Annotated in this window: 22 protein-coding genes; 5 read left to right on the top strand and 17 right to left on the bottom strand. The window is 46.1% G+C overall.

What is annotated here, in order from left to right; all coding sequences use genetic code 11:
* Position 1: 1 nt before the first annotated feature.
* The 16 genes from rng to B2W60_RS02230 all read right to left on the bottom strand — a co-directional run bounded on the left by rng (position 2) and on the right by B2W60_RS02230 (position 14,326).
* The gene (rng, locus tag B2W60_RS02305) at positions 2–1,474 is read right to left on the bottom strand and encodes a ribonuclease G (protein ID WP_292361651.1); all 1,473 of its coding nucleotides are present in this window, start codon (positions 1,472–1,474) and stop codon (positions 2–4) included.
* Positions 1,464–2,051 (bottom strand): Maf family protein, encoded by a 588-nt coding sequence (locus tag B2W60_RS02300; protein ID WP_292361650.1) that lies wholly within the window; start codon positions 2,049–2,051, stop codon positions 1,464–1,466. The genes rng and B2W60_RS02300 overlap by 11 nt, the downstream gene beginning before the upstream one ends.
* Complete coding sequence (gene rlmH / locus B2W60_RS02295) at positions 2,048–2,518, bottom strand: 23S rRNA (pseudouridine(1915)-N(3))-methyltransferase RlmH (protein WP_292361649.1); 471 nt, start codon at positions 2,516–2,518, stop codon at positions 2,048–2,050. The genes B2W60_RS02300 and rlmH overlap by 4 nt, the downstream gene beginning before the upstream one ends.
* Positions 2,515–2,871, bottom strand: coding sequence for a ribosome silencing factor (rsfS, locus tag B2W60_RS02290; RefSeq protein WP_292361648.1), 357 nt, complete (start codon positions 2,869–2,871; stop codon positions 2,515–2,517). The genes rlmH and rsfS overlap by 4 nt, the downstream gene beginning before the upstream one ends.
* A gap of 33 nt (positions 2,872–2,904) precedes the next feature.
* Entirely contained in the window at positions 2,905–3,756 is an 852-nt protein-coding gene (locus tag B2W60_RS02285; protein WP_292361647.1) for a YdcF family protein, read from the bottom strand.
* Positions 3,756–4,421: a nicotinate-nucleotide adenylyltransferase gene (gene nadD / locus B2W60_RS02280; protein ID WP_292361646.1), complete on the bottom strand. Its 666-nt coding sequence runs from the start codon at positions 4,419–4,421 to the stop codon at positions 3,756–3,758. Before nadD ends, B2W60_RS02285 begins: the two co-directional genes overlap by 1 nt.
* On the bottom strand, positions 4,402–5,691 hold the full coding sequence (locus B2W60_RS02275) for a glutamate-5-semialdehyde dehydrogenase (RefSeq protein WP_414673288.1): 1,290 nt from the start codon (positions 5,689–5,691) through the stop codon (positions 4,402–4,404). Before B2W60_RS02275 ends, nadD begins: the two co-directional genes overlap by 20 nt.
* Entirely contained in the window at positions 5,688–6,719 is a 1,032-nt protein-coding gene (gene holA / locus B2W60_RS02270) for a DNA polymerase III subunit delta (RefSeq protein WP_292361645.1), read from the bottom strand. Before holA ends, B2W60_RS02275 begins: the two co-directional genes overlap by 4 nt.
* Positions 6,720–6,725: 6 nt before the next feature.
* Positions 6,726–7,211, bottom strand: a complete 486-nt coding sequence (gene lptE, locus B2W60_RS02265) for an LPS assembly lipoprotein LptE (protein WP_292361644.1) — start codon at positions 7,209–7,211, stop codon at positions 6,726–6,728.
* 18 nt (positions 7,212–7,229) lie between these two features.
* The gene (gene leuS, locus B2W60_RS02260) at positions 7,230–9,683 is read right to left on the bottom strand and encodes a leucine--tRNA ligase (protein WP_292361643.1); all 2,454 of its coding nucleotides are present in this window, start codon (positions 9,681–9,683) and stop codon (positions 7,230–7,232) included.
* Positions 9,684–9,844: 161 nt separating this feature from the next.
* Positions 9,845–10,231, bottom strand: a complete 387-nt coding sequence (locus B2W60_RS02255) for an H-NS family nucleoid-associated regulatory protein (protein ID WP_292363534.1) — start codon at positions 10,229–10,231, stop codon at positions 9,845–9,847.
* Positions 10,232–10,306: 75 nt separating this feature from the next.
* Positions 10,307–10,561, bottom strand: coding sequence for a YfhL family 4Fe-4S dicluster ferredoxin (locus B2W60_RS02250; protein WP_292361641.1), 255 nt, complete (start codon positions 10,559–10,561; stop codon positions 10,307–10,309).
* Positions 10,562–10,619: 58 nt separating this feature from the next.
* Complete coding sequence (gene coaD, locus B2W60_RS02245) at positions 10,620–11,108, bottom strand: pantetheine-phosphate adenylyltransferase (protein WP_292361640.1); 489 nt, start codon at positions 11,106–11,108, stop codon at positions 10,620–10,622.
* Positions 11,109–11,117: 9 nt separating this feature from the next.
* A complete protein-coding gene (gene rsmD / locus B2W60_RS02240; RefSeq protein WP_292361639.1) occupies positions 11,118–11,690 on the bottom strand; it encodes a 16S rRNA (guanine(966)-N(2))-methyltransferase RsmD in 573 nt (190 codons plus the stop codon).
* Positions 11,674–12,975, bottom strand: coding sequence for a M16 family metallopeptidase (locus B2W60_RS02235; RefSeq protein WP_292361638.1), 1,302 nt, complete (start codon positions 12,973–12,975; stop codon positions 11,674–11,676). The genes rsmD and B2W60_RS02235 overlap by 17 nt, the downstream gene beginning before the upstream one ends.
* Positions 12,965–14,326: a M16 family metallopeptidase gene (locus B2W60_RS02230; RefSeq protein WP_292361637.1), complete on the bottom strand. Its 1,362-nt coding sequence runs from the start codon at positions 14,324–14,326 to the stop codon at positions 12,965–12,967. The genes B2W60_RS02235 and B2W60_RS02230 overlap by 11 nt, the downstream gene beginning before the upstream one ends.
* Before the next feature lie 63 nt (positions 14,327–14,389).
* Here B2W60_RS02230 and ftsY point away from each other — a divergent pair, with 63 nt between their 5' ends.
* From ftsY to rpoH, 4 genes are all read left to right on the top strand, one after another.
* The gene (gene ftsY / locus B2W60_RS02225) at positions 14,390–15,454 is read left to right on the top strand and encodes a signal recognition particle-docking protein FtsY (protein ID WP_292361636.1); all 1,065 of its coding nucleotides are present in this window, start codon (positions 14,390–14,392) and stop codon (positions 15,452–15,454) included.
* Complete coding sequence (gene ftsE, locus B2W60_RS02220; RefSeq protein ID WP_292361635.1) at positions 15,451–16,113, top strand: cell division ATP-binding protein FtsE; 663 nt, start codon at positions 15,451–15,453, stop codon at positions 16,111–16,113. The genes ftsY and ftsE overlap by 4 nt, the downstream gene beginning before the upstream one ends.
* Complete coding sequence (ftsX, locus tag B2W60_RS02215) at positions 16,110–17,036, top strand: permease-like cell division protein FtsX (RefSeq protein WP_292361634.1); 927 nt, start codon at positions 16,110–16,112, stop codon at positions 17,034–17,036. The genes ftsE and ftsX overlap by 4 nt, the downstream gene beginning before the upstream one ends.
* A gap of 99 nt (positions 17,037–17,135) precedes the next feature.
* Positions 17,136–17,996 (top strand): RNA polymerase sigma factor RpoH, encoded by an 861-nt coding sequence (gene rpoH / locus B2W60_RS02210; protein WP_292361633.1) that lies wholly within the window; start codon positions 17,136–17,138, stop codon positions 17,994–17,996.
* Positions 17,997–18,055: 59 nt separating this feature from the next.
* On the opposite strand, the gene fdxA is transcribed toward rpoH, so the two are convergent.
* Positions 18,056–18,379: a ferredoxin FdxA gene (gene fdxA / locus B2W60_RS02205; protein ID WP_069296830.1), complete on the bottom strand. Its 324-nt coding sequence runs from the start codon at positions 18,377–18,379 to the stop codon at positions 18,056–18,058.
* Between the two features lie 152 nt (positions 18,380–18,531).
* Between fdxA and B2W60_RS02200 the strand changes: the two genes are divergently transcribed.
* Positions 18,532–18,828 carry a LapA family protein gene (locus tag B2W60_RS02200; RefSeq protein ID WP_292361632.1) on the top strand — a complete coding sequence of 99 codons (297 nt, stop codon included), beginning with the start codon at positions 18,532–18,534 and terminating at the stop codon, positions 18,826–18,828.
* Positions 18,829–18,830: the final 2 nt, after the last annotated feature.

Here is an 18,830-nt window from a genome sequence, read left to right as displayed (position 1 = left end):
GCTACATCAACACCACGTTAAATTGTTCACGACCATACTGAGGCTCACATTGAAACAGAATCGGCTTACCAATAAACTGTTCTAATTCCGCGACTTTAGTGGAATCTTCATCATTAAGTCGATCAATCACATCCTGAGAGGCCAGCACCAGAAACTGTTTGGACTCATACTGACGAGACTCACGCAGGATTTCACGAAAAATTTCATAGCAAACCGTTTCAACGTTTTTGGTATATCCACGTCCATCGCAACATGGACAGGGTTCACAGAGGATATGTCCAAGACTTTCACGGGTGCGTTTACGAGTCATTTCAACCAGCCCAAGCTCTGAAACAGCGCAGATATTATGTTTGGCGCGATCCAGCTGCATGGCTTTTTCCAGCGTCCGTAATACCTGATCGCGGTGGCTGATTTCTTCCATATCAATAAAATCAATAATGATAATGCCGCCCAGGTTACGAACCCGTAACTGCCGGGCTATGGCCTGTGCCGCCTCCAGATTGGTTTTAAAGATGGTTTCTTCGAGATTTTTATGGCCAACAAAACCGCCGGTGTTCACATCAACCGTGGTCATCGCTTCGGTTTGATCGAATATCACATAACCACCTGATTTCAAAGGCACCTTACGATCAAGCGCCTTCTGAATCTCATCTTCTACGCCAAATAAATCAAATAAAGGACGGTCGCCCCGATAATGCTCCAATCTGACGACACACTCAGGCATAAAGCTTTCTGCAAATTGCTGTGCCTCTCTGAAGGTTTCAGCAGCATCAATTCGAATACGTTCAATTTCCGGTGAAAAGAGGTCGCGCAGAGCTCTTAAGGTTAACGGTAAATCCTGGTACAGGGCTTCACCGCATTGAGTTGTTGCTACCCGCTGACGTAATTTTCCCCACAGGCGATGCAAAAATTCCAGATCGGTGCTTAACTCTGCATCGCTCACTCCTTCTGCTGCTGTTCGCAGAATATAACCACCCTGCTGTTCAGCCAACAGTTCGGATAAACAGTGTTTCAGTCGCTCCCGCTCTGCTTCCCCTTCAATTTTCAGGGATATACCAATGCCTTCTGCTTCTGGCATATAGACCAAATAGCGTGACGAGGCCGATAATTGCGTGGTTAAACGCGCCCCTTTACTGCCCATCGGATCTTTGATGACCTGCACTAACAGTTCATCACCTTCACGTAACAGGCTGGTAATCGGCGGAGTAATACGCGGCGCTTCTTTTAAATCACCAGATTGTCCCTTGGGGATCGAAATATCAGAAGCATGCAAAAACGCTGCACGCGATAAACCGATTTCGACAAAAGCGGCCTGCATACCAGGTAACACGCGACAGACTTTTCCTTTGTAAATATTACCAACCAGACCACGATGTTCATTACGTTCAATGAAGACTTCCTGCAATACCCCGTTTTCCACCACAGCTGCACGGGTTTCGCTTGGCGTAACATTAATCAGAATTTCACTGCTCATGAACACTATCTACCTGTTGTAAAAGCTGACGGGTTTCAAATAGAGGCAGCCCCATCACGCCGGAATAACTACCGTTGATATTTTCAATAAACATAGCAGCTAAGCCTTGAACAGCATATCCTCCTGCCTTATCTTTACCTTCGCCAGTGTCAACATACCACTCAATTTCAGCAGCGGTCAGCGTTTTAAAACGCACTTGACTCACCTGCAGACTTAACCATTTCTGCTGTTGCCAGACGATCGCTACAGCACTCATGACCTGATGCTCGATACCGGATAATTGCGATAAAAACTCTCTGGCCTGTTGCGGGCTTTCAGGCTTGCCAAGAATATCCTGTGAAGGCAATACCACAGCAGTATCTGCGCCAATTACCGGACGCCAGTCAGCTTGTAATGTTTGCCAGCCAGCACGCGCTTTTGCCAGGGCAATGCGTCTGACGTAAGCCGAAGGCAATTCTGCCGTTAAAACGGATTCATCAACAGCAACATTCAGTACTGAAAAATCGACCCCGATTTGTGTCAGGAGTTCTCTGCGGCGAGGCGAAGCAGATGCCAGATAAACTGCGGGAAAGTTCATGCGCGATGATAGGGATGATTTTGCAGAACCGTCCAGGCCCGATAGAGCTGCTCTGCAACCATGATACGTACTAAGGGATGAGGCAACGTCAAACTCGATAGTGACCAATGTTGATCGGCACGCTGTTGACATTCACGGGCCAGACCGTCAGGACCACCAATCAATAAACTGACATCACGCCCAGAGGCTTGCCAGTTTTTCAATTGATCTGCTAACTGTTCTGTCGACCAGTTACGACCGCCAACTTCCAGCGCAACAACGTGATCATTTTCAGGTAAGGCAGTCATTATCCGTTTGCCTTCTTCCTGCATCCATTGACCCACACTACCGGACTTACCTCGTTTTGCAGGTGCAATTTCCTGCAAAACAAGCTGGCATTCACGTGGCATTCGCCGGGAATATTCGTTATACCCCTCGGTTACCCACTGTGGCATCTTCTGGCCAACAGCGAGCAAATTCAGTTTCATTCACCATCAGCCGAAGCACTTTGCGTGACTTCAGCGACAGACCATAACTTTTCCAGATTGTAGATCGCTCTGGTTTGCGGGGTCATGATATGCGCGATCACATCGCCCAAATCAACCAATGCCCACTCACCAATGTCTTCCCCTTCCATCCCCAGTGGTTGTACACCGGCGGCTTTTGCCTGAGCTGACACCTCGTTAGCCAGAGCTTTTACCTGCCTGGTAGATTTACCGGTGGCGATTATCATCACATCGGTGACATCGGTCATACCGGTCACATCCAGCACGGTAATATCTTCCGCTTTAATATCTTCCAGTGCATCTATTACTAATAATTTCAGTTGTTCTGCCTTCATGGGCACTCCAATAAATAAATTTGTAGATTAAGTTTAACGTATGTCGACCTGTGCGTCTGTGGCTGATTCATTCAAGCCGCCTGTCTGCATTGCCGGAAACCATTGACTGGTTTTTCCGGCTACAAAATAGGCTGTCAGCCCAACCCACTCACGCCAGGCCGGCTCAAGTTTTTCCAATTGGTCAAACACAGCGAAATCTAATCGACGTGAATCCCCTGTCTGGCTCCGATAATCGACCGGATAGGGCAACACATTAATGCCTTGTTTTTTTGCAATACCGATTGATCGTGGCATGTGATAAGCCGAGGTAACCAACAGATACTGACCATGCCGTTGGGGTAATACCGTTTTTAACATCTGAAAATTTTCATACGTATTGCGTGACTGAGACTCAATAATCAGCCGCTTTTCATCAATCCCTACCATCGTCAGCAACTGATGACTCAGCTGCGCAGGTGTTGTGCCTGCATCAAAAAAAAGTAAATTATGACCACCGGTGAAAATAACCGGACTACCTGGATAACGTGCGGCTAAATAGGCCGCACCAAAGTAACGATCACTGGCTTGTCCTACCTGTGGCTGCTGCCAGCTGATCGTGCTTTTTATATCTTCACCACCACCCAGAACAATAATGCCATCGATATCATCGGGTAGCTGTAGTGGTTGGCTGATACGGGCTTCTAATGGATAGATTAACCAGTCGCCGACCGGTAATAACATCAGGCTTAAACTGAACAACATCGCTGGAAACAGAAATCGCAAAGCAATTCTTCGATAACCCAAAATCAGCAACAATGTGCCGAACACCAACAGTATATTCAGCAGCATTACCGGACTAAGCACGGCCCAAGCCAATTTAGAAATAACAAAGAATAACTGATCCATCAATTAATGCTGACATTTGAACGGTACAGACCTAATTGTTCAATCACCGCTATCACCGATTCAGGGAGCAGAAAGTTGACAGGATGACCGGCCACTAAATCTTTACGGATTTGCGTGGCAGAAATCGCCAGTGGTGTCACGGTCAGTGGCCAGATTTTGCCTGCCAGAAGTTGACGGTCTGCTGCTTGAGCCAGGTTGTGCACGTAGCAGTTTTGCAGTTCTCCCGGCAAATCCAGAGTTTCCTCCGGGCGTTGGACGACAACGATATGTGCCAGCGGCAAAATCTGCTGCCAACGGGACCAACTCGCTAAACCACGAAAAGCATCTGTTCCCAATATAAGAAACAATGGGGTATGCGGAAGCTCTTCACGCAAGCTAAGTAAAGTATCCACCGTGAATGAAGGGCCATCTCGTTGCAGTTCACGATCATCAACAATTAATTGCTCAACAGATTTGACTGCCAGTTCCAGCATTAAACGCCGGACTTCTGCACTGGCCATTGTCGCCTGCCGATGTGGCGGCACCGCACAGGGAATCAGACGCACATGATTCAGACTGAGCTGCTGGCAAACTTCCAAAGCCGAACGTAAATGTCCGAAATGTACCGGATCAAACGTACCGCCTAAAATACCAATCGCATCGGATTTATTTTCTGACTTGACCACTACCGAACACTATCCATTTTTGTGATGTCAAACCATTTAACCCTACTGGACCACGGGCATGCAATTTATCGGTGGAAATACCGATTTCTGCTCCGAGCCCATATTCAAATCCATCGGCAAATCGTGTTGAAGCATTGACCAGCACCGAGCTGGAATCAACTTCCTGCAGGAAACGTCGGGCGGTATCATAATTTTGCGTCACAATTGTCTCGGTATGCGCTGAACTATGCTGATAGATATGCAACATTGCGGCATCGACATCCTGCACAACCTTAATGGAAAGAATCGGTGCCAGATATTCAGTGTCCCAGTCTGCATCCATGGCTGAATTAATGTTTGGCAAAATACTCAAAGTCTCGTTACAACCACGTAATTCCACACCTTCTTTCATAAACCGTTCGGCCATTTCAGGTAAAAAGCGAGTGGCAACACCGGCATGAACCAATAACGTCTCCATCGCATTACAAACACCATAACGATGACATTTGGCGTTAAAGGCAATTTCTTCTGCCATGGCAAGGTCTGCTTCAACGTCAACATACACATGGCAAATCCCGTCCAGATGTTTGATAACAGGTACACGAGCATCGTTACTGATACGTTCAATCAGATTTTTGCCACCACGTGGCACGATAACATCCACATAAGCCGGCATTGTGATTAACTGGGCGACGGCCTCACGATCAGTGGTTTCCACTACCTGCACCGCGGTCACTGGCAAGCCGGCCTCTTGTAAGCCTTGATGAATGCAGACGGCAATGGCCTGATTCGAATGTATGGCTTCACTGCCACCACGCAAAATAGTGGCATTACCGGACTTTAGACATAACCCGGCAGCATCCGCAGTCACGTTAGGCCGTGATTCGTAAATAATGCCGATCACTCCAAGCGGCACACGCATTTGACCGAGTTGAATACCTGAAGGACGATAACGCATATCACTGATCTCACCAATCGGATCAGCCAGAGCAGCAATCTGCTCAAGTCCTTCTGCCATTGATTCGATTCGAACATCGGTCAATGTCAAGCGATCCAGCATAGCGGCATCCAGCCCTTTTGCCTTGCCCGCCACTAAATCTTGCTGATTGGCTGACTTCAGAGTCTCAGCCTGGCTACGAATGGCATTGGCCATCGCCAATAACGCAGCATTTTTACTGTTAGTTGTCGCACGGGCCAGGACCCGGCTGGCTTCACGAGCCTGTTGACCCAGTTTCTGCATATAGGCTGCAACGTCCACAGCACTCTCCTCTGCTAATAGTTCCGCTTTCATGTTTGCTGCAATTGCATTGACACGCCGGCAACTTGCAAACACAGGGTTGTCAGCATTCGCCAGGCATTATCATTACCGCCACCTTTTGCAGCTCTATCAATGGCTGCCATTTGCGGTAGAAATGCTCGCCATTTTGCCGAAGTGTGTCGACGTAATCCCGATTGAATCAGCGGTCTTGCCTTATCCCAGATCGGTGGTTTTTGGCTGGCAAAAACCTGTGCAGCTTGTGCGCCGTTTTCAATCTGATCCGCCATATCTATCATCCGATGTAACGACCAGGATACCGCCGAAAATACAGCTAATACATCATTCCCTTCTGCCTGCAACATCCTCAACATACGAGGAATTTTTGCAGCCTGACCAGCGTAGACAGCATCCATCAGGGAAAATGCTTCAAATCGAGCACTGTCGGCAACGCTTTCTATCAGCAACTGTTCATCGACCTGCCCATCCGGACTCAGTAAAACAAGTTTATCGATTTCCTGGGCAGCGGCGAATAAATTGCCCTCGGTCCTTTCAGCAAGCATCGTGGCGACTGAAGGGTTTGCCTGCAAACCTTTCTGGCGCATCCGCTGTTGAATCCAGCGAGGCAACATATCCAAACTGACCGGCCATACAGGTACACTGATTCCCGCCCGTTCAAGTGCCGTAAACCATTTGGCTTTTTGCTGTTGTGGCGATAACTTTCCAGTAATCAATAACAGAAAAGTGTCAGCCGCAGGTTGCTCGGCAAATTTTCTTAGAAACTCGCCGCCCTCTTTGCCCGGAGCGGCTGAAGGCAACCTGATTTCAACCAGCTTTTGCGAAGCAAACAAAGATAAACTGTCGTCAGCGAATCTGAGCTTTGACCAGTCAAACCGTGCATCAGCATGCCAGACCTGTCTCTCGGCAATACCCTGTGCTTTGGCCTGATGACGGATCTGATCCGCCGTTTCTTCCACCAACAATGCTTCATCACCAAAAACCACACTGATGACCGGTAACGTATTTTGTAATTGTGAGCTTAGCTGTTCTGCCTTTACTCGCATCAGTTTTTAATCCAGTGCGGCTAAACGGCGGAGAATCGCCTGACTGACCTGTTTGTCCATTTCTTCACGCAATAAACGCTCTTCTCCATCGCGCCCTAAAACCTGTTCCTGGTCAAACTGATAATCACGCCGGGCTTCTAAACTTTCATTGTCGATTAATTTATTCTGTTGCTTATCTGTCAACTGAAAGGTCACTTCTAAAATCAGTTCATATTCACTGACTTTGGCATTGCCCCCAACGGATAAAACACGTCGTTCATAGCGGTTTTTCAGGAAGCTTAATACTGCTGCGCCTTCACTGTAATCATCAATGACATTGATACCGTTACGTCTCAAAGTACGTTTAAGTTCCAAGCCTAAACCTTCACGCATACTAATGCCCTGAATGTGCATGGTCTGAATACTTTCCGGCAGGTCGGCTGCACCACGCAACTGAAAACCACAGGCGGCCACCATCGTACATAAGACAGCAATAACCAGTTTCTTCAACATCATTGTTTCCTTTGTTTATCAGCCGACAACGATATTGATCAGCCTGCCAGGCACCAGAATGACTTTTCGAATCGTTTTGCCATCAATATAACGCTGAACATTTTCATCTGCGAGGGCAAGGGGCTCGATATCAGCTTGCTGGGCATTTACATCAACCATTAATTTAGAACGTAGCTTACCATTGACCTGAATCATCAGCTCGATTTTGTCCTGCTTTAAAGCATCATTATCGACCTGGGGCCAGTCTGCATCAATTACCGCATTATCCTGACCCAGCAGGCTCCACAGTGCATGACAGATATGAGGCGTAATCGGGGCCAGCATCAATACGACAAGTTCCAGTACTTCCTGACGGACGGCACGCGCTTGTTCATTTTGCTCTGTAAATCGAGCTAATGCATTCATCAGTTCCATTATCGCCGCAATCGCGGTATTAAAAGTATGACGCCGCCCCAAATCATCTGACACTTTCGTCAGAGTTTGATGGGCCAGACGACGCAGATCTGTAGCGGCTTCTGATAAATCCGTTAACTTTTTATTTTTTACTACGCCAGCCTCTGCGTGTTCATGCACACTACGCCACAACCGCTTGAGAAAACGATTGGCACCTTCCACCGCATTATCAGACCACTCCAGGGACATTTCAGGTGGCGCAGCAAACATCATAAACAAGCGAGCGGTATCAGCACCATATTCATCAATCAGCGCTTGCGGATCGACTGTATTGCCTTTTGATTTGGACATTTTGGCGCCGTCTTTCAGCACCATGCCTTGAGTGAGCAGGTTTTTGAATGGCTCATCACCACTCACCAGTCCTTCATCACGCAATAATTTATGGAAAAAGCGCGCATAAAGTAAATGTAATACAGCATGCTCAATACCACCGATGTATTGATCAACCGGTAACCAGTAATCTGCACGCTGATCCAGCATTGCCTCATCATTATCCGCGCTGGTGAATCTTGCGTAATACCAGGAAGATTCAAAAAAGGTATCAAAAGTATCCGTTTCCCGACGTGCCGGCTTGCCACATTCGGGACAATCACACTGATAAAATTCCGGCATGGATTTGATGGGGGAACCTGAACCATCAACTACCACATCTTCCGGCAATAACACCGGTAAATCGGCTTCTGGTACAGGTACAGCACCACAGCTATCACAATAAATGACAGGAATAGGCGTGCCCCAATATCGTTGGCGGGAAACACCCCAATCACGCAGACGATAATTCACCTGACGCTCGCCTTTATTTTGCTTACTTAATTCATCAGCGATGGCATCAAAGGCTTCTGCTGAAGTTAAACTGGTGAATTGTGCCGATTGAATTAACCGTCCCTTTTCCGTGAAGGCAGCTTGCTGCAGATCGATACTGGTATCATCTAAAGGTGCAATGACCTGACGGATCGGTAAGCTGTATTTCTGCGCAAATTCGAAATCACGTTGATCATGTGCCGGTACCGACATAACCGCACCGGTTCCATAGCCCATTAACACAAAGTTAGCGACCCAGACCGGTATACGTTCACCACTGACTGGATGAATGACTGATAAGCCGGTCGCCATGCCTTTTTTCTCAGCTGTTTCCAATGCCGCTTCGGTGGTGTCAGTTTTCTTGCATTCTTCGATAAACTGCTGCAACTGCGCATTGGTTTCAGCCATGCGCAAGGCTAATGGATGTTCAGCCGCAATGGCCAGATAACTCACGCCCATCAGGGTATCAGGACGTGTGGTATACACCTCAATATCTTCTTCGCTATCCGCGACAGCAAAGGTGATTTTTAACCCTTCAGAGCGACCAATCCAGTTTGCCTGCATGGTTTTGACCTGCTCAGGCCAGCCAGACAACTGCTGCAAGTCGTCACGCAAATCTTCTGCATAATCCGTTATCTTCATAAACCACTGGGGAATTTCACGACGTTCTACTAACGCACCGGAACGCCAGCCACGTCCATCAATCACCTGTTCATTAGCCAAAACAGTTTGATCGACCGGATCCCAATTCACCGCTGCTGTTTTGTTGTAAACCAGACCTTTCTTGAATAACCGTACAAACAGCCATTGCTCCCAGCGGTAATAATCCGGTTTACAGGTGGCAATTTCACGATCCCAGTCATACGCCAGCCCCAGACGTTGCAGCTGAGCACGCATGTAGTCAATATTTTTATAAGTCCATTCTGCGGGTGGCACCTGGTGTTTCAACGCCGCATTTTCAGCGGGTAAACCGAATGCATCCCAGCCCATCGGTTGCAGCACATTTTTCCCCAGCATGCGCTGATAGCGGGAAATAACATCGCCAATGGTGTAATTACGAACATGCCCCATGTGCAATTGACCACTTGGATAGGGAAACATGGAAAGGCAATAGAATTTTTCTTTGCTCGTGTCTTCTGAAGCACGGAAAGTTTGATGCTGTTGCCACCACGTTTGGGCAGCAGCTTCGATCACATCTGGGCGATAATCAGCTTGCATGGGTTCTCTTTGTGAATATGGTGCAGAAAACGTGGAAGGATACCTCAGCGACAGAAATGCCGAAAGCACCGAATACTTGAAAGACCATCAGCGGAATGATTTCTGCAACCAGTGCTATAAAAACTAAAGTGCAGTTATGACACTGCACTATGATGTTCTGCTTAGATTCTGAATTCTTCGAGCTTACGCCCGCGATTTAATTCTTCAACCAACCATAATGGACGCTTACCAAAGCCTTTCCATGTTTTTTGCGGATCTTGAGGATGACGGTATTTATCAGCACTTTCAGCACGTGGCTTACGTGCGCCTGACAAACCTACTCGCATATTTTTAGCAACAGCTGTAAGCGCTTCTGCAGGGGTAACTTTTTTATCTTTTGCCAAAGCTCTTACGGCATCTGCAACAGCGACAACATCGCTGTCTTTACTATTGAGTTCCGCAACTTTTTTGGTTTTCAGTTTTTTAATCTGTTTTTTTGATTGACTAATCAATTTTTGTAATTCTTGTTCGGAGAGTTTTTCAAGTTGCAAAGCAGATAAAGTACTCATCACATTACCTTTAATTTAAAACATATAAAACAGAATAATATCAGTATTACTTACTTTGTCTATTTGAAAACTTTATTAATTCCCGACTGCCACTAAAACTTTATATTTTGCATAAAGTTGATCATGTGTTTCAACGTTATCAGGATCTTTCGGAATGCAATCAACCGGACAGACTTCAACACATTGCGGCGTATCAAAATGCCCTACACATTCTGTGCATAAGGCAGGATCGATTTCATAAATCTCCTCACCTTGCGAAATCGCGCCGTTAGGGCATTCAGGTTCGCATACATCACAGTTAATGCATTCGTCAGTAATAAACAGAGACATGATTTACTCCGATAACTCTTTAATTAAACGGTAATGAAACTGATAGATTTTAACTCGACTACTTTTTCACTGCCAGCTGCTTGTTTAACGCTTCCTGAACACAAGGGGCAACAAATTGTGAAACATCACCACCTAAAGCGGCAATTTGTCTGACCAGGCTGGAAGAAATAAAGGTAAATTGTTCAGCCGGCGCCAGAAATAAAGTTTCTACTTCACTTTGTAAACGACGATTCATTGCGGCAAGTTGTACTTCGTATTCAAAATCTGAGACGGCACGTAAACCACGAATGATTACCGAAGCATTTCGCTGCATTGCATAATTAACCAGTAAACCATCAAAACTGGTAATTTCCACATTCGGTAATTCATTTAACGTTTTTTTGGCTAATTCCAATCGTTGTTCTATTGAAAAAACCGGTTTTTTACCTGTATCTGCGGCGACGGCAACAATCACTTTTTCAAATAACCGACTGGCACGCTGTACCAAATCTATATGTCCATGTGTAATAGGATCAAAGGTACCGGGATAAATGGCGATAATTGACATGCCAAAACCTTATTTCATTGCGAATAAGCAATATTTTACATCACCGGCTTGTTTATCTTTAATTAAATGCCAATTATCTGGAAGCTGATTCACTTTTTGATGTTTATTAGATTCCAGATACACCAGACTATCTTTATGTAAAAGGTTTCTCTGAGATAATAAATCAGCCATTTCAGACCAGATATTCGCTTCAAATGGTGGATCCAGAAAAACAATATCGTAGGTCCCAGCTGATTGATTCAGAAACTGCTGAGCAGGCTGTCTGAATAACGCACACTGTTCAGCAGTTAACATTGCTTTATTGGTCTGCAACTGTTTATAGGCTTGCAGATCCAGCTCAATCATATCGACCTTGTCTGCACCTCTTGAGGCGGCCTCAAAACCTAATGCACCACTGCCACTGAACAAGTCGAGACAAACCGAGCCCGGTAAATGCGGTTGCAGCCAGTTAAACAAAGTTTCCCGAATACGATCTGAGGTTGGCCTCAGTCCTTCAACGGCGGGGAAAGACAAACGCCTCCCACGCCATTGACCTCCAATAATACGTACTGATTGACGTGTAGATTTATTCAGCTTCGCCACCTACCAGAATGGTGACCATCTTTTGTGGATGAATACGTTTTTTATAAGCGGCTTTAATCTGTTCAATCGTCACCGCATCCACTCTTTCATTAAAGGTGTCCAGATGATTCAGCGGCAAATTATAAAAACCGATCATCGCCAGATAATCGGCAATTTTACTGTTGCTGTCTAAACGCAAAGCAAAGCCACCGGTGATATTTTTTTGTGCAGCAATAAGCTGCTCTTCAGTTGGCCCCTGTTCAACGAAATCCACTAATGTCTGTTTCAATACTTCCAGCGCATGCTCAGCCTGATCATTGCGGGTTTGCAGACCAAACTGATAAGTCCCGGCCTCACGCATGGGCCGGAAGAAGCTGTAGGCACTGTATGATAAACCGCGTTTTTCACGAATTTCGTCGCTGATAATAGACACGAGTCCACCGCCACCCAGAATGTGATTACCTACATATAATGGAAAAAAATCCGCATCATCGCGGGTTAATCCTGGCTGTCCCATCAAAATCGTGGTCTGACTGGAAGGGTACGGTAGACGGACTTCCTGTGCTGTTTCCAGAGGGGAGACTTTAGGCAAAGCTGCTGCTTTTGTTCCAGCAGGCAGACTTGCAGAAATAGTTTCTGCTAAAGCTTTTGCCTGATTTTTATCAGCATCCCCCACAATGACCAATACCGCATTGCTGGCTACATAATATTGCTTATAAAACTGCTCCAAATCGGCAATGGTTATTTCATTTACCGAAGTTTCAGTTCCAATGGGCATGGCCGCATAAGGGTGGTCACCAAATAATTGCTGATAAAAAGCACGGTCGGCGATAGCTGAAGGTGACTGCTTTTCACTTTGCAAACTGGTTTTCACCTGATTGATTAATCTGGCAAATGACGCTTCGGGAAATGTCGGTTGACTGATGACTTCAACAAAGGTCTCAATCGCTGGTTCTAATGCATCGGGCTTGGATAATGTTCGCAGGCTCAATACCGCCATGTCCCGCTCAGATTCGGACTTGAATTCAGCACCTACATCATCAAACGCAGTGGCAATTGCATCGGTATCTTTATTCTGTGTGCCCTGGTTAAGCATGGAGCTCGTCAATAAGGCCACTCCGCCTTTCGGATCCCGGGCAGCACCTGCATCAAATACCAGACGAATATCCATCATCGGCAGCTGTTTCGCTTCCACAAAATAGACCTGCGTACCGTTAGCCGTTTGCCAATTTTCTATTTGTGGACTGGCAATCGCTGAACCAGCTAATAAGAGCCCCGCTATTGAGGCAATGAACTTAACGAGCATGTGGATCTCCCGAGGTAGGACGTGGTGTTGCATTGTCTGATGGCAGTGGAATTAATTCAGCAATGGTCAGACCGTCTTCAATAAAATATTTTTCTGCAACCTGCTGTACCTGTTCAGCGGTGATCTCACTGATTTTATCGGGATAACTATCAGCAAGCCGCCAGTCCAATCCGACAGTTTCCAGCATACCTAATTGCATGGCTTGATAAAATACGCTGTCGAGCTGGTAAACAGAGCTGGCGATCACCTGCGTTTTGACCCGTTGCAATTCCGCCTCGGTGACCGGCTCAGTTTTGACTTTATCCAGTTGTGCAAACACCGCCTGTTTAACCTCTTCAATCGTTTTTCCCTGTGCAGGCGTTGCCGCAATAGTGAAAATATCATCCAATCGGGAAAACGCGCTGTTATAGGCACTGACACCTGCAGCAACCTGTTGCCCACGAATCAGCTCGCGAGAGAAACGACTGCTGGCGCCACCATCCAGAATGCCCGCCAGCACGTCTAATGCATAAGGCTCCCAGTCCTCAATGGCTGTGGTGACAACAGGCACTTTCCAGCCCATCATCAGATAAGGTAATTCGGCAGGTGCTTTCAATTCCAAAGTCCGCTTACCGCGTTGGGGAATTTCAACCTGAGGTTTTACCGTCGCTAACACTTCAGGTTGCAATGGGCCGAAATATTGTTTAGCCAATTGGTAAACCGCTTCTGGCTCAACATCCCCAACGACCACAACCGTAGCGTTATTAGGGGCGTACCACATTTGATACCACTCGCGCAGATCCTCTGGATCGTAATGATTGATATCGTTCATCCAGCCAATCACCGGGTGATGATATGGACTGTTCATAAAAGCCATCGCATTCATGGCTTCACGTAACAACGAACGAGGATTGTCATCGGTACGCATGCGGCGCTCTTCGGCCACCACCTCCTTCTCCTTTAACAACTCAGCATCATCGATAATCAGTTTGCGCATTCTTTCAGCTTCAAGGCGGAAACTGATTTCCAGTCGCTCTTTTTCCAAAGTCTGAAAATAGGCGGTGTAGTCACGTCCGGTAAAGGCATTTTGTGAGCCACCATTTTCAGCAATAATGCGTGAAAACTCGTTTGGGCCCAGATTCTCCGTACCCTTGAACATCATGTGTTCAAGAATATGCGAAATACCGGTAATGCCATTGTGTTCGTAACTTGAACCCACTTTGTACCAGACCTGAGAGACCACGACAGGCGCTCTGTTATCCGGTTTGACCAGTAACTTGAGTCCATTGTCCAGCTGATATTCACTGACTTGTGCAAAGCCAATAACAGGCACTACCAGCAGCGCCCAAACAAGTTTTTTTAAGTTGTGCATCTGCATCTCACAATTGATGACATGATAAGATTATTAATCGAACACTAACGACAAACCGAGAATATGTTTAGTTTCCTCAGAAAAAAAGCCAAACCCAGCGAAAACAATAGCGAACCTGCAAAGCTCACTGATCAGCAGTCAGCCGCACATGATGCGGAAATTAGCGCAGATACTCAAGTTGCCGACATTTCAGATAAACCAAGTTTTTTTGGTCGTCTTAAACAGGGACTGAGTCGCAGCAGCTCAAAACTGACTGAGGGTTTTGCTGATCTGGTGCTGGGGAGAAAAACCATTGACGACGATCTGCTTGAAGAATTGGAAACCCAGTTATTAAGTGCTGATTTGGGTATAGAAGCCACGCAGACAATCATTAATGACTTAACGCAACGCGTAGCCCGCAAACAGTTAAATGATCCTGAGGCCTTGTTTGCCGCCATGCATGCGGATATGGTCGAAATCCTCAAACCGGTATCCAAACCACTCCAGATTCCACCCTCATCAAGTCCATTTGTCATTTTAATGGTGGGTATTAATGGTGTCGGAAAAACGACTACTATTGGCAAACTGGCCAAACAATTCCAGTTACAGGGCAAAAAAGTAATGTTAGCGGCAGGTGACACCTTTAGGGCTGCAGCGGTGGAACAGTTACAGGTATGGGGCGAACGCAATCAGATCCCGGTAATTGCCCAGCAAAATGGTGCCGATTCGGCCTCGGTCATTTTTGACGCATTGCAAGCTGCTAAAGCACGACAAATGGATATTTTAATTGCCGATACGGCAGGCCGTTTACACACCCAATCCAATTTAATGGAAGAACTTAAAAAAGTAAAAAGAGTGATGGCCAAACTGGATACCAATGCCCCGCATGAAATCATGCTGGTGCTGGATGCCGGTACTGGGCAGAATGCCCTGTCACAAGCTGAACAGTTTAATCAGGCGATTGGCTTAACCGGTATTACACTGACGAAACTTGATGGTACGGCAAAAGGCGGGATCATTTTTGCGATTGCCAAGAAAATCGGTCTGCCCATCCGCTATATCGGTGTCGGTGAACAGATTGATGATTTAAGAAGCTTTGAAGCAATAGATTTTGTTGATGCCTTACTGGGTCGTGAAACCACACCATGATACGTTTTGAACAGGTTTATAAACGCTATGAAAGCCAGCAGGAAGCGCTTTCCGGGCTTAGCTTTGAATTGCTGACTGGCGAAATGGCTTTTTTAACAGGCCATTCTGGCGCAGGTAAAAGTACTTTACTGAAACTGATCGCCCTTATAGAACGCAGTTCACACGGTCAGGTTATTGTCAATAATCAAAATCTGAACCGGTTACCGAAATGGAAAATCCCCTACTACCGCCGCAAAATAGGTCTGGTATTTCAGGAACATAATTTGCTGCATGATCGCACTGTGTTTGATAACGTTGCGTTACCGTTAATTATTGCCGGTGAAAATCATCGGGAAATCGGCCGCAGGGTTCGTGCAGCGTTGGATAAGGTCGGCTTACTTGGCAAAGAACGTAACCTGCCGATTGCCTTATCCGGGGGTGAACAGCAACGTGTGGGGATTGCTCGTGCGGTGGTCAATCGTCCGCCGGTTTTGTTAGCGGATGAACCAACCGGTAATCTGGATCCGGAACTATCCCGGGAGATCATGCATTTATTCGAACAGTTTAATCAGGTCGGCGTAACGGTATTTATTGCCAGCCATGATCAGGACCTGATCAACCAGATGCCCTATCGCCACATCACCCTGCAGCAGGGAAAACTCGCTGAAAATCATTCATGAAACTATTTAATATTCATAACTACCTGCTGCGCCACATACAGGTCATGCTCTCCAGTCTTGGTGAGTTATGGCGACAACCAGTCGCCACCATGATGACCCTACTGGTAATTGGTATCGCATTGCTCTTACCCGCAGGCCTCTATGTCATCCTGAAAAACGTCGAACAGGTAAGCGGAGAATGGCAACACGCCAATCGCATTTCATTATTTCTGCAAAATGATATTGCCGACAAACGCGGCCAGCAATTGGCAGAACAACTGTTGACCTGGCCGGATATAAATGAAGTTTCCTTTCAATCTGCCCAGCAGTCCTTAAATGAATTTCGCGAGATATCTGGCCTGGAAAGTCTGTTAGATACATTACCTGCTAATCCACTGCCCGCAGTAATCATTATCGAACCGGAAGAAAATCAACAGCAGGAAGCAACTGAGGCATTATTGGCAAGACTGGCTGCGTTACCTGAAGTGGATTTAGCTCAGCTTGATATGCAGTGGCTACAGCGTTTACGCAGTATTAATGAAACAGGCCAACGCGGCATTACTATACTGGCTATTCTATTGTCGTTAAGTGTGCTTCTGGTTATAGGCAATACTATTCGGCTGGCCATTCTTAACCGTCAGACTGAAATCCGCGTTATCAAATTAGTGGGCGGCACCAATACCTTTGTCAGACGACCGTTTTTATATACCGGTATGTGGTATGGCTTGCTTGGCGGCGTATTGGCGTGGATAACATTACTGATCAGTCTGCTTATCATCAGCGGCCCGATTGATGAACTGGCCGCATTATATGACAGTCAGTTCCAGTTAAAATGGTACGCTGGTCAAATGTTATTTGGTCTGCCGCTCTGCGGATTATTACTTGGCGTCATGGGGGCATGGCTGGCAGTCAGTAGACATTTGAATGCAATTGAGCCAAGCTAGTCGGCTAATGAAACTTTCTATCCCAACTTCATTCTAATAGAGAGTTTTTGGTATTCTATTTGGTAAAATGAATCAGGTTTTCTTAGGGAGAACGCATACATGACAACCCATGCAGCCCAATATCAACTTGCCACCGCACCGATTGGCAATCTGGATGCATACACCAATCTCGTGCATCAAATTCCCGTTTTAACGGCTGAAGAAGAGCACGATTTAGCAACACGGTTACAACAAAATGGTGACCTTGAGGCAGCCCAACGTCTGGTTCTGTCGCATTTACGCTTTGTTGTTCGTATCGCCAAAGGCTACAGCGGCTATGGTTTGCCGGTTGCCGATCTGATTCAGGAAGGTAATATCGGTCTGATGAAAGCGGTCAAACGCTTTGACCCTGAAAAAGGCGTGCGTCTGGTTTCATTTGCCGTGCATTGGATTCGCGCTGAGATTCACGAGTATGTGATTCGCAACTGGCGCATCGTCAAAATCGCCACGACCAAAGCGCAACGAAAATTGTTTTTTAATCTGCGTAGCGCCAAACAGCGTCTGGGCTGGTTGAACCAGGATGAAATTGAAGCTGTTGCTGAAGATCTTGGTGTTACCGCAGCCAATGTAATTGATATGGAACGCCGTCTGGCCCAGCCGGATACATCGTTTGATTTGCCAGTAGATAGTGATGATGACGATTCAACTTATTCACCTGCAGCCTATTTAAAAGCAACGGATAACAGTGATCCATCAAAACAACTGGAACAGGATGATTATGCTGATTTTCAACAGCAGAAACTGGTCAATGCGCTAGCGACACTCGATGATCGCAGTCGCGATATTATCAGTCAGCGCTGGTTGCATGATGATGATAAAGCCACCTTGCATACACTGGCCGAACAATATCAGGTTTCCGCTGAACGGATTCGTCAGATTGAAAATAATGCGATGAAAAAACTTCGTCTGTTAATGGATTAAACAACTGCCATAAAAAAGCCCGCTGACCTTATGGAAAGCGGGCTTTTTTTTACCTGAGCTTATCGTTCCAGCAAAGGCGTTTTGTTTGGTTTTCCATCCCACTCTTCAGCATCGTCTAATGGATCTTTTTTCTCGGAAAGCACCGGCCAGACTTGAGATAATTCCGCATTAATCTGCAGGAACTCCATTTGTTCATCAGGCAAATCATCCTCGGAGAAAATAGCTTCTGCTGGACATTCAGGTTCACAAAGCGTGCAATCTATACATTCATCAGGGTCAATAACCAAAAAGTTAGGACCTTCGTGAAAACAGTCTACTGGGCAGACATCAACACAATCAGTATATTTACATTTAATACAGTTTTCAGTGACAACAAAGGTCATGGTGAAATCTCCACAAATACAATTTTTTACAGGCCAGACCTGTCAGAATGTCGGATATTCTACATGATTTACCCACACTCTGGGCAATGAAGATAATTACGGTATGATCATCTTCACCCAGCGAATTCCCCGCCTGAAAACAGGATGAACAGATGATAAGAAAAATTTTTATTCTCGCCTTATTTATCAGTGCTTTTATACTTAGCACTGCATTTGCTGCATTTAACATGCAAGTCGTGTCGCTTGATTTGTTTTTTGTTCAGTGGCAATTACCTTTAGCCGTTTTATTAATTGCTGTATTGCTGTTGGGATTGATGATTGGAGCAGCACTTATAGCGCTCAGTACCATCCGTATCCGCTATGAAAACCATCGATTAGTCAATAAATTACAAAATGCCGAACAAGAATTAAACAGCCTGCGTATTTTACCTGTGCGTGATAGTCGCTAGGT

This window comes from Methylophaga sp. UBA2496, assembly GCF_002341635.1.
Taxonomy (GTDB): Bacteria; Pseudomonadota; Gammaproteobacteria; order Nitrosococcales; family Methylophagaceae; genus Methylophaga.
This window is presented reverse-complemented; position numbering and strand designations above follow the sequence as displayed.

Coding starts and splice junctions, on each gene's coding strand:
- rng (WP_292361651.1), bottom strand. CDS start 1,474: ATGAGCAGTGAAATTCTGATTAATGTTACGCCAAGCGAAACCCGTGCA.
- B2W60_RS02300 (WP_292361650.1), bottom strand. CDS start 2,051: ATGAACTTTCCCGCAGTTTATCTGGCATCTGCTTCGCCTCGCCGCAGA.
- rlmH (WP_292361649.1), bottom strand. CDS start 2,518: ATGAAACTGAATTTGCTCGCTGTTGGCCAGAAGATGCCACAGTGGGTA.
- rsfS (WP_292361648.1), bottom strand. CDS start 2,871: ATGAAGGCAGAACAACTGAAATTATTAGTAATAGATGCACTGGAAGAT.
- B2W60_RS02285 (WP_292361647.1), bottom strand. CDS start 3,756: ATGGATCAGTTATTCTTTGTTATTTCTAAATTGGCTTGGGCCGTGCTT.
- B2W60_RS02275 (WP_414673288.1), bottom strand. CDS start 5,691: ATGAAAGCGGAACTATTAGCAGAGGAGAGTGCTGTGGACGTTGCAGCC.
- holA (WP_292361645.1), bottom strand. CDS start 6,719: ATGCGAGTAAAGGCAGAACAGCTAAGCTCACAATTACAAAATACGTTA.
- lptE (WP_292361644.1), bottom strand. CDS start 7,211: ATGTTGAAGAAACTGGTTATTGCTGTCTTATGTACGATGGTGGCCGCC.
- leuS (WP_292361643.1), bottom strand. CDS start 9,683: ATGCAAGCTGATTATCGCCCAGATGTGATCGAAGCTGCTGCCCAAACG.
- B2W60_RS02255 (WP_292363534.1), bottom strand. CDS start 10,231: ATGAGTACTTTATCTGCTTTGCAACTTGAAAAACTCTCCGAACAAGAA.
- B2W60_RS02250 (WP_292361641.1), bottom strand. CDS start 10,561: ATGTCTCTGTTTATTACTGACGAATGCATTAACTGTGATGTATGCGAA.
- coaD (WP_292361640.1), bottom strand. CDS start 11,108: ATGTCAATTATCGCCATTTATCCCGGTACCTTTGATCCTATTACACAT.
- B2W60_RS02235 (WP_292361638.1), bottom strand. CDS start 12,975: ATGCTCGTTAAGTTCATTGCCTCAATAGCGGGGCTCTTATTAGCTGGT.
- B2W60_RS02230 (WP_292361637.1), bottom strand. CDS start 14,326: ATGCACAACTTAAAAAAACTTGTTTGGGCGCTGCTGGTAGTGCCTGTT.
- ftsY (WP_292361636.1), top strand. CDS start 14,390: ATGTTTAGTTTCCTCAGAAAAAAAGCCAAACCCAGCGAAAACAATAGC.
- ftsE (WP_292361635.1), top strand. CDS start 15,451: ATGATACGTTTTGAACAGGTTTATAAACGCTATGAAAGCCAGCAGGAA.
- ftsX (WP_292361634.1), top strand. CDS start 16,110: ATGAAACTATTTAATATTCATAACTACCTGCTGCGCCACATACAGGTC.
- rpoH (WP_292361633.1), top strand. CDS start 17,136: ATGACAACCCATGCAGCCCAATATCAACTTGCCACCGCACCGATTGGC.
- fdxA (WP_069296830.1), bottom strand. CDS start 18,379: ATGACCTTTGTTGTCACTGAAAACTGTATTAAATGTAAATATACTGAT.
- B2W60_RS02200 (WP_292361632.1), top strand. CDS start 18,532: ATGATAAGAAAAATTTTTATTCTCGCCTTATTTATCAGTGCTTTTATA.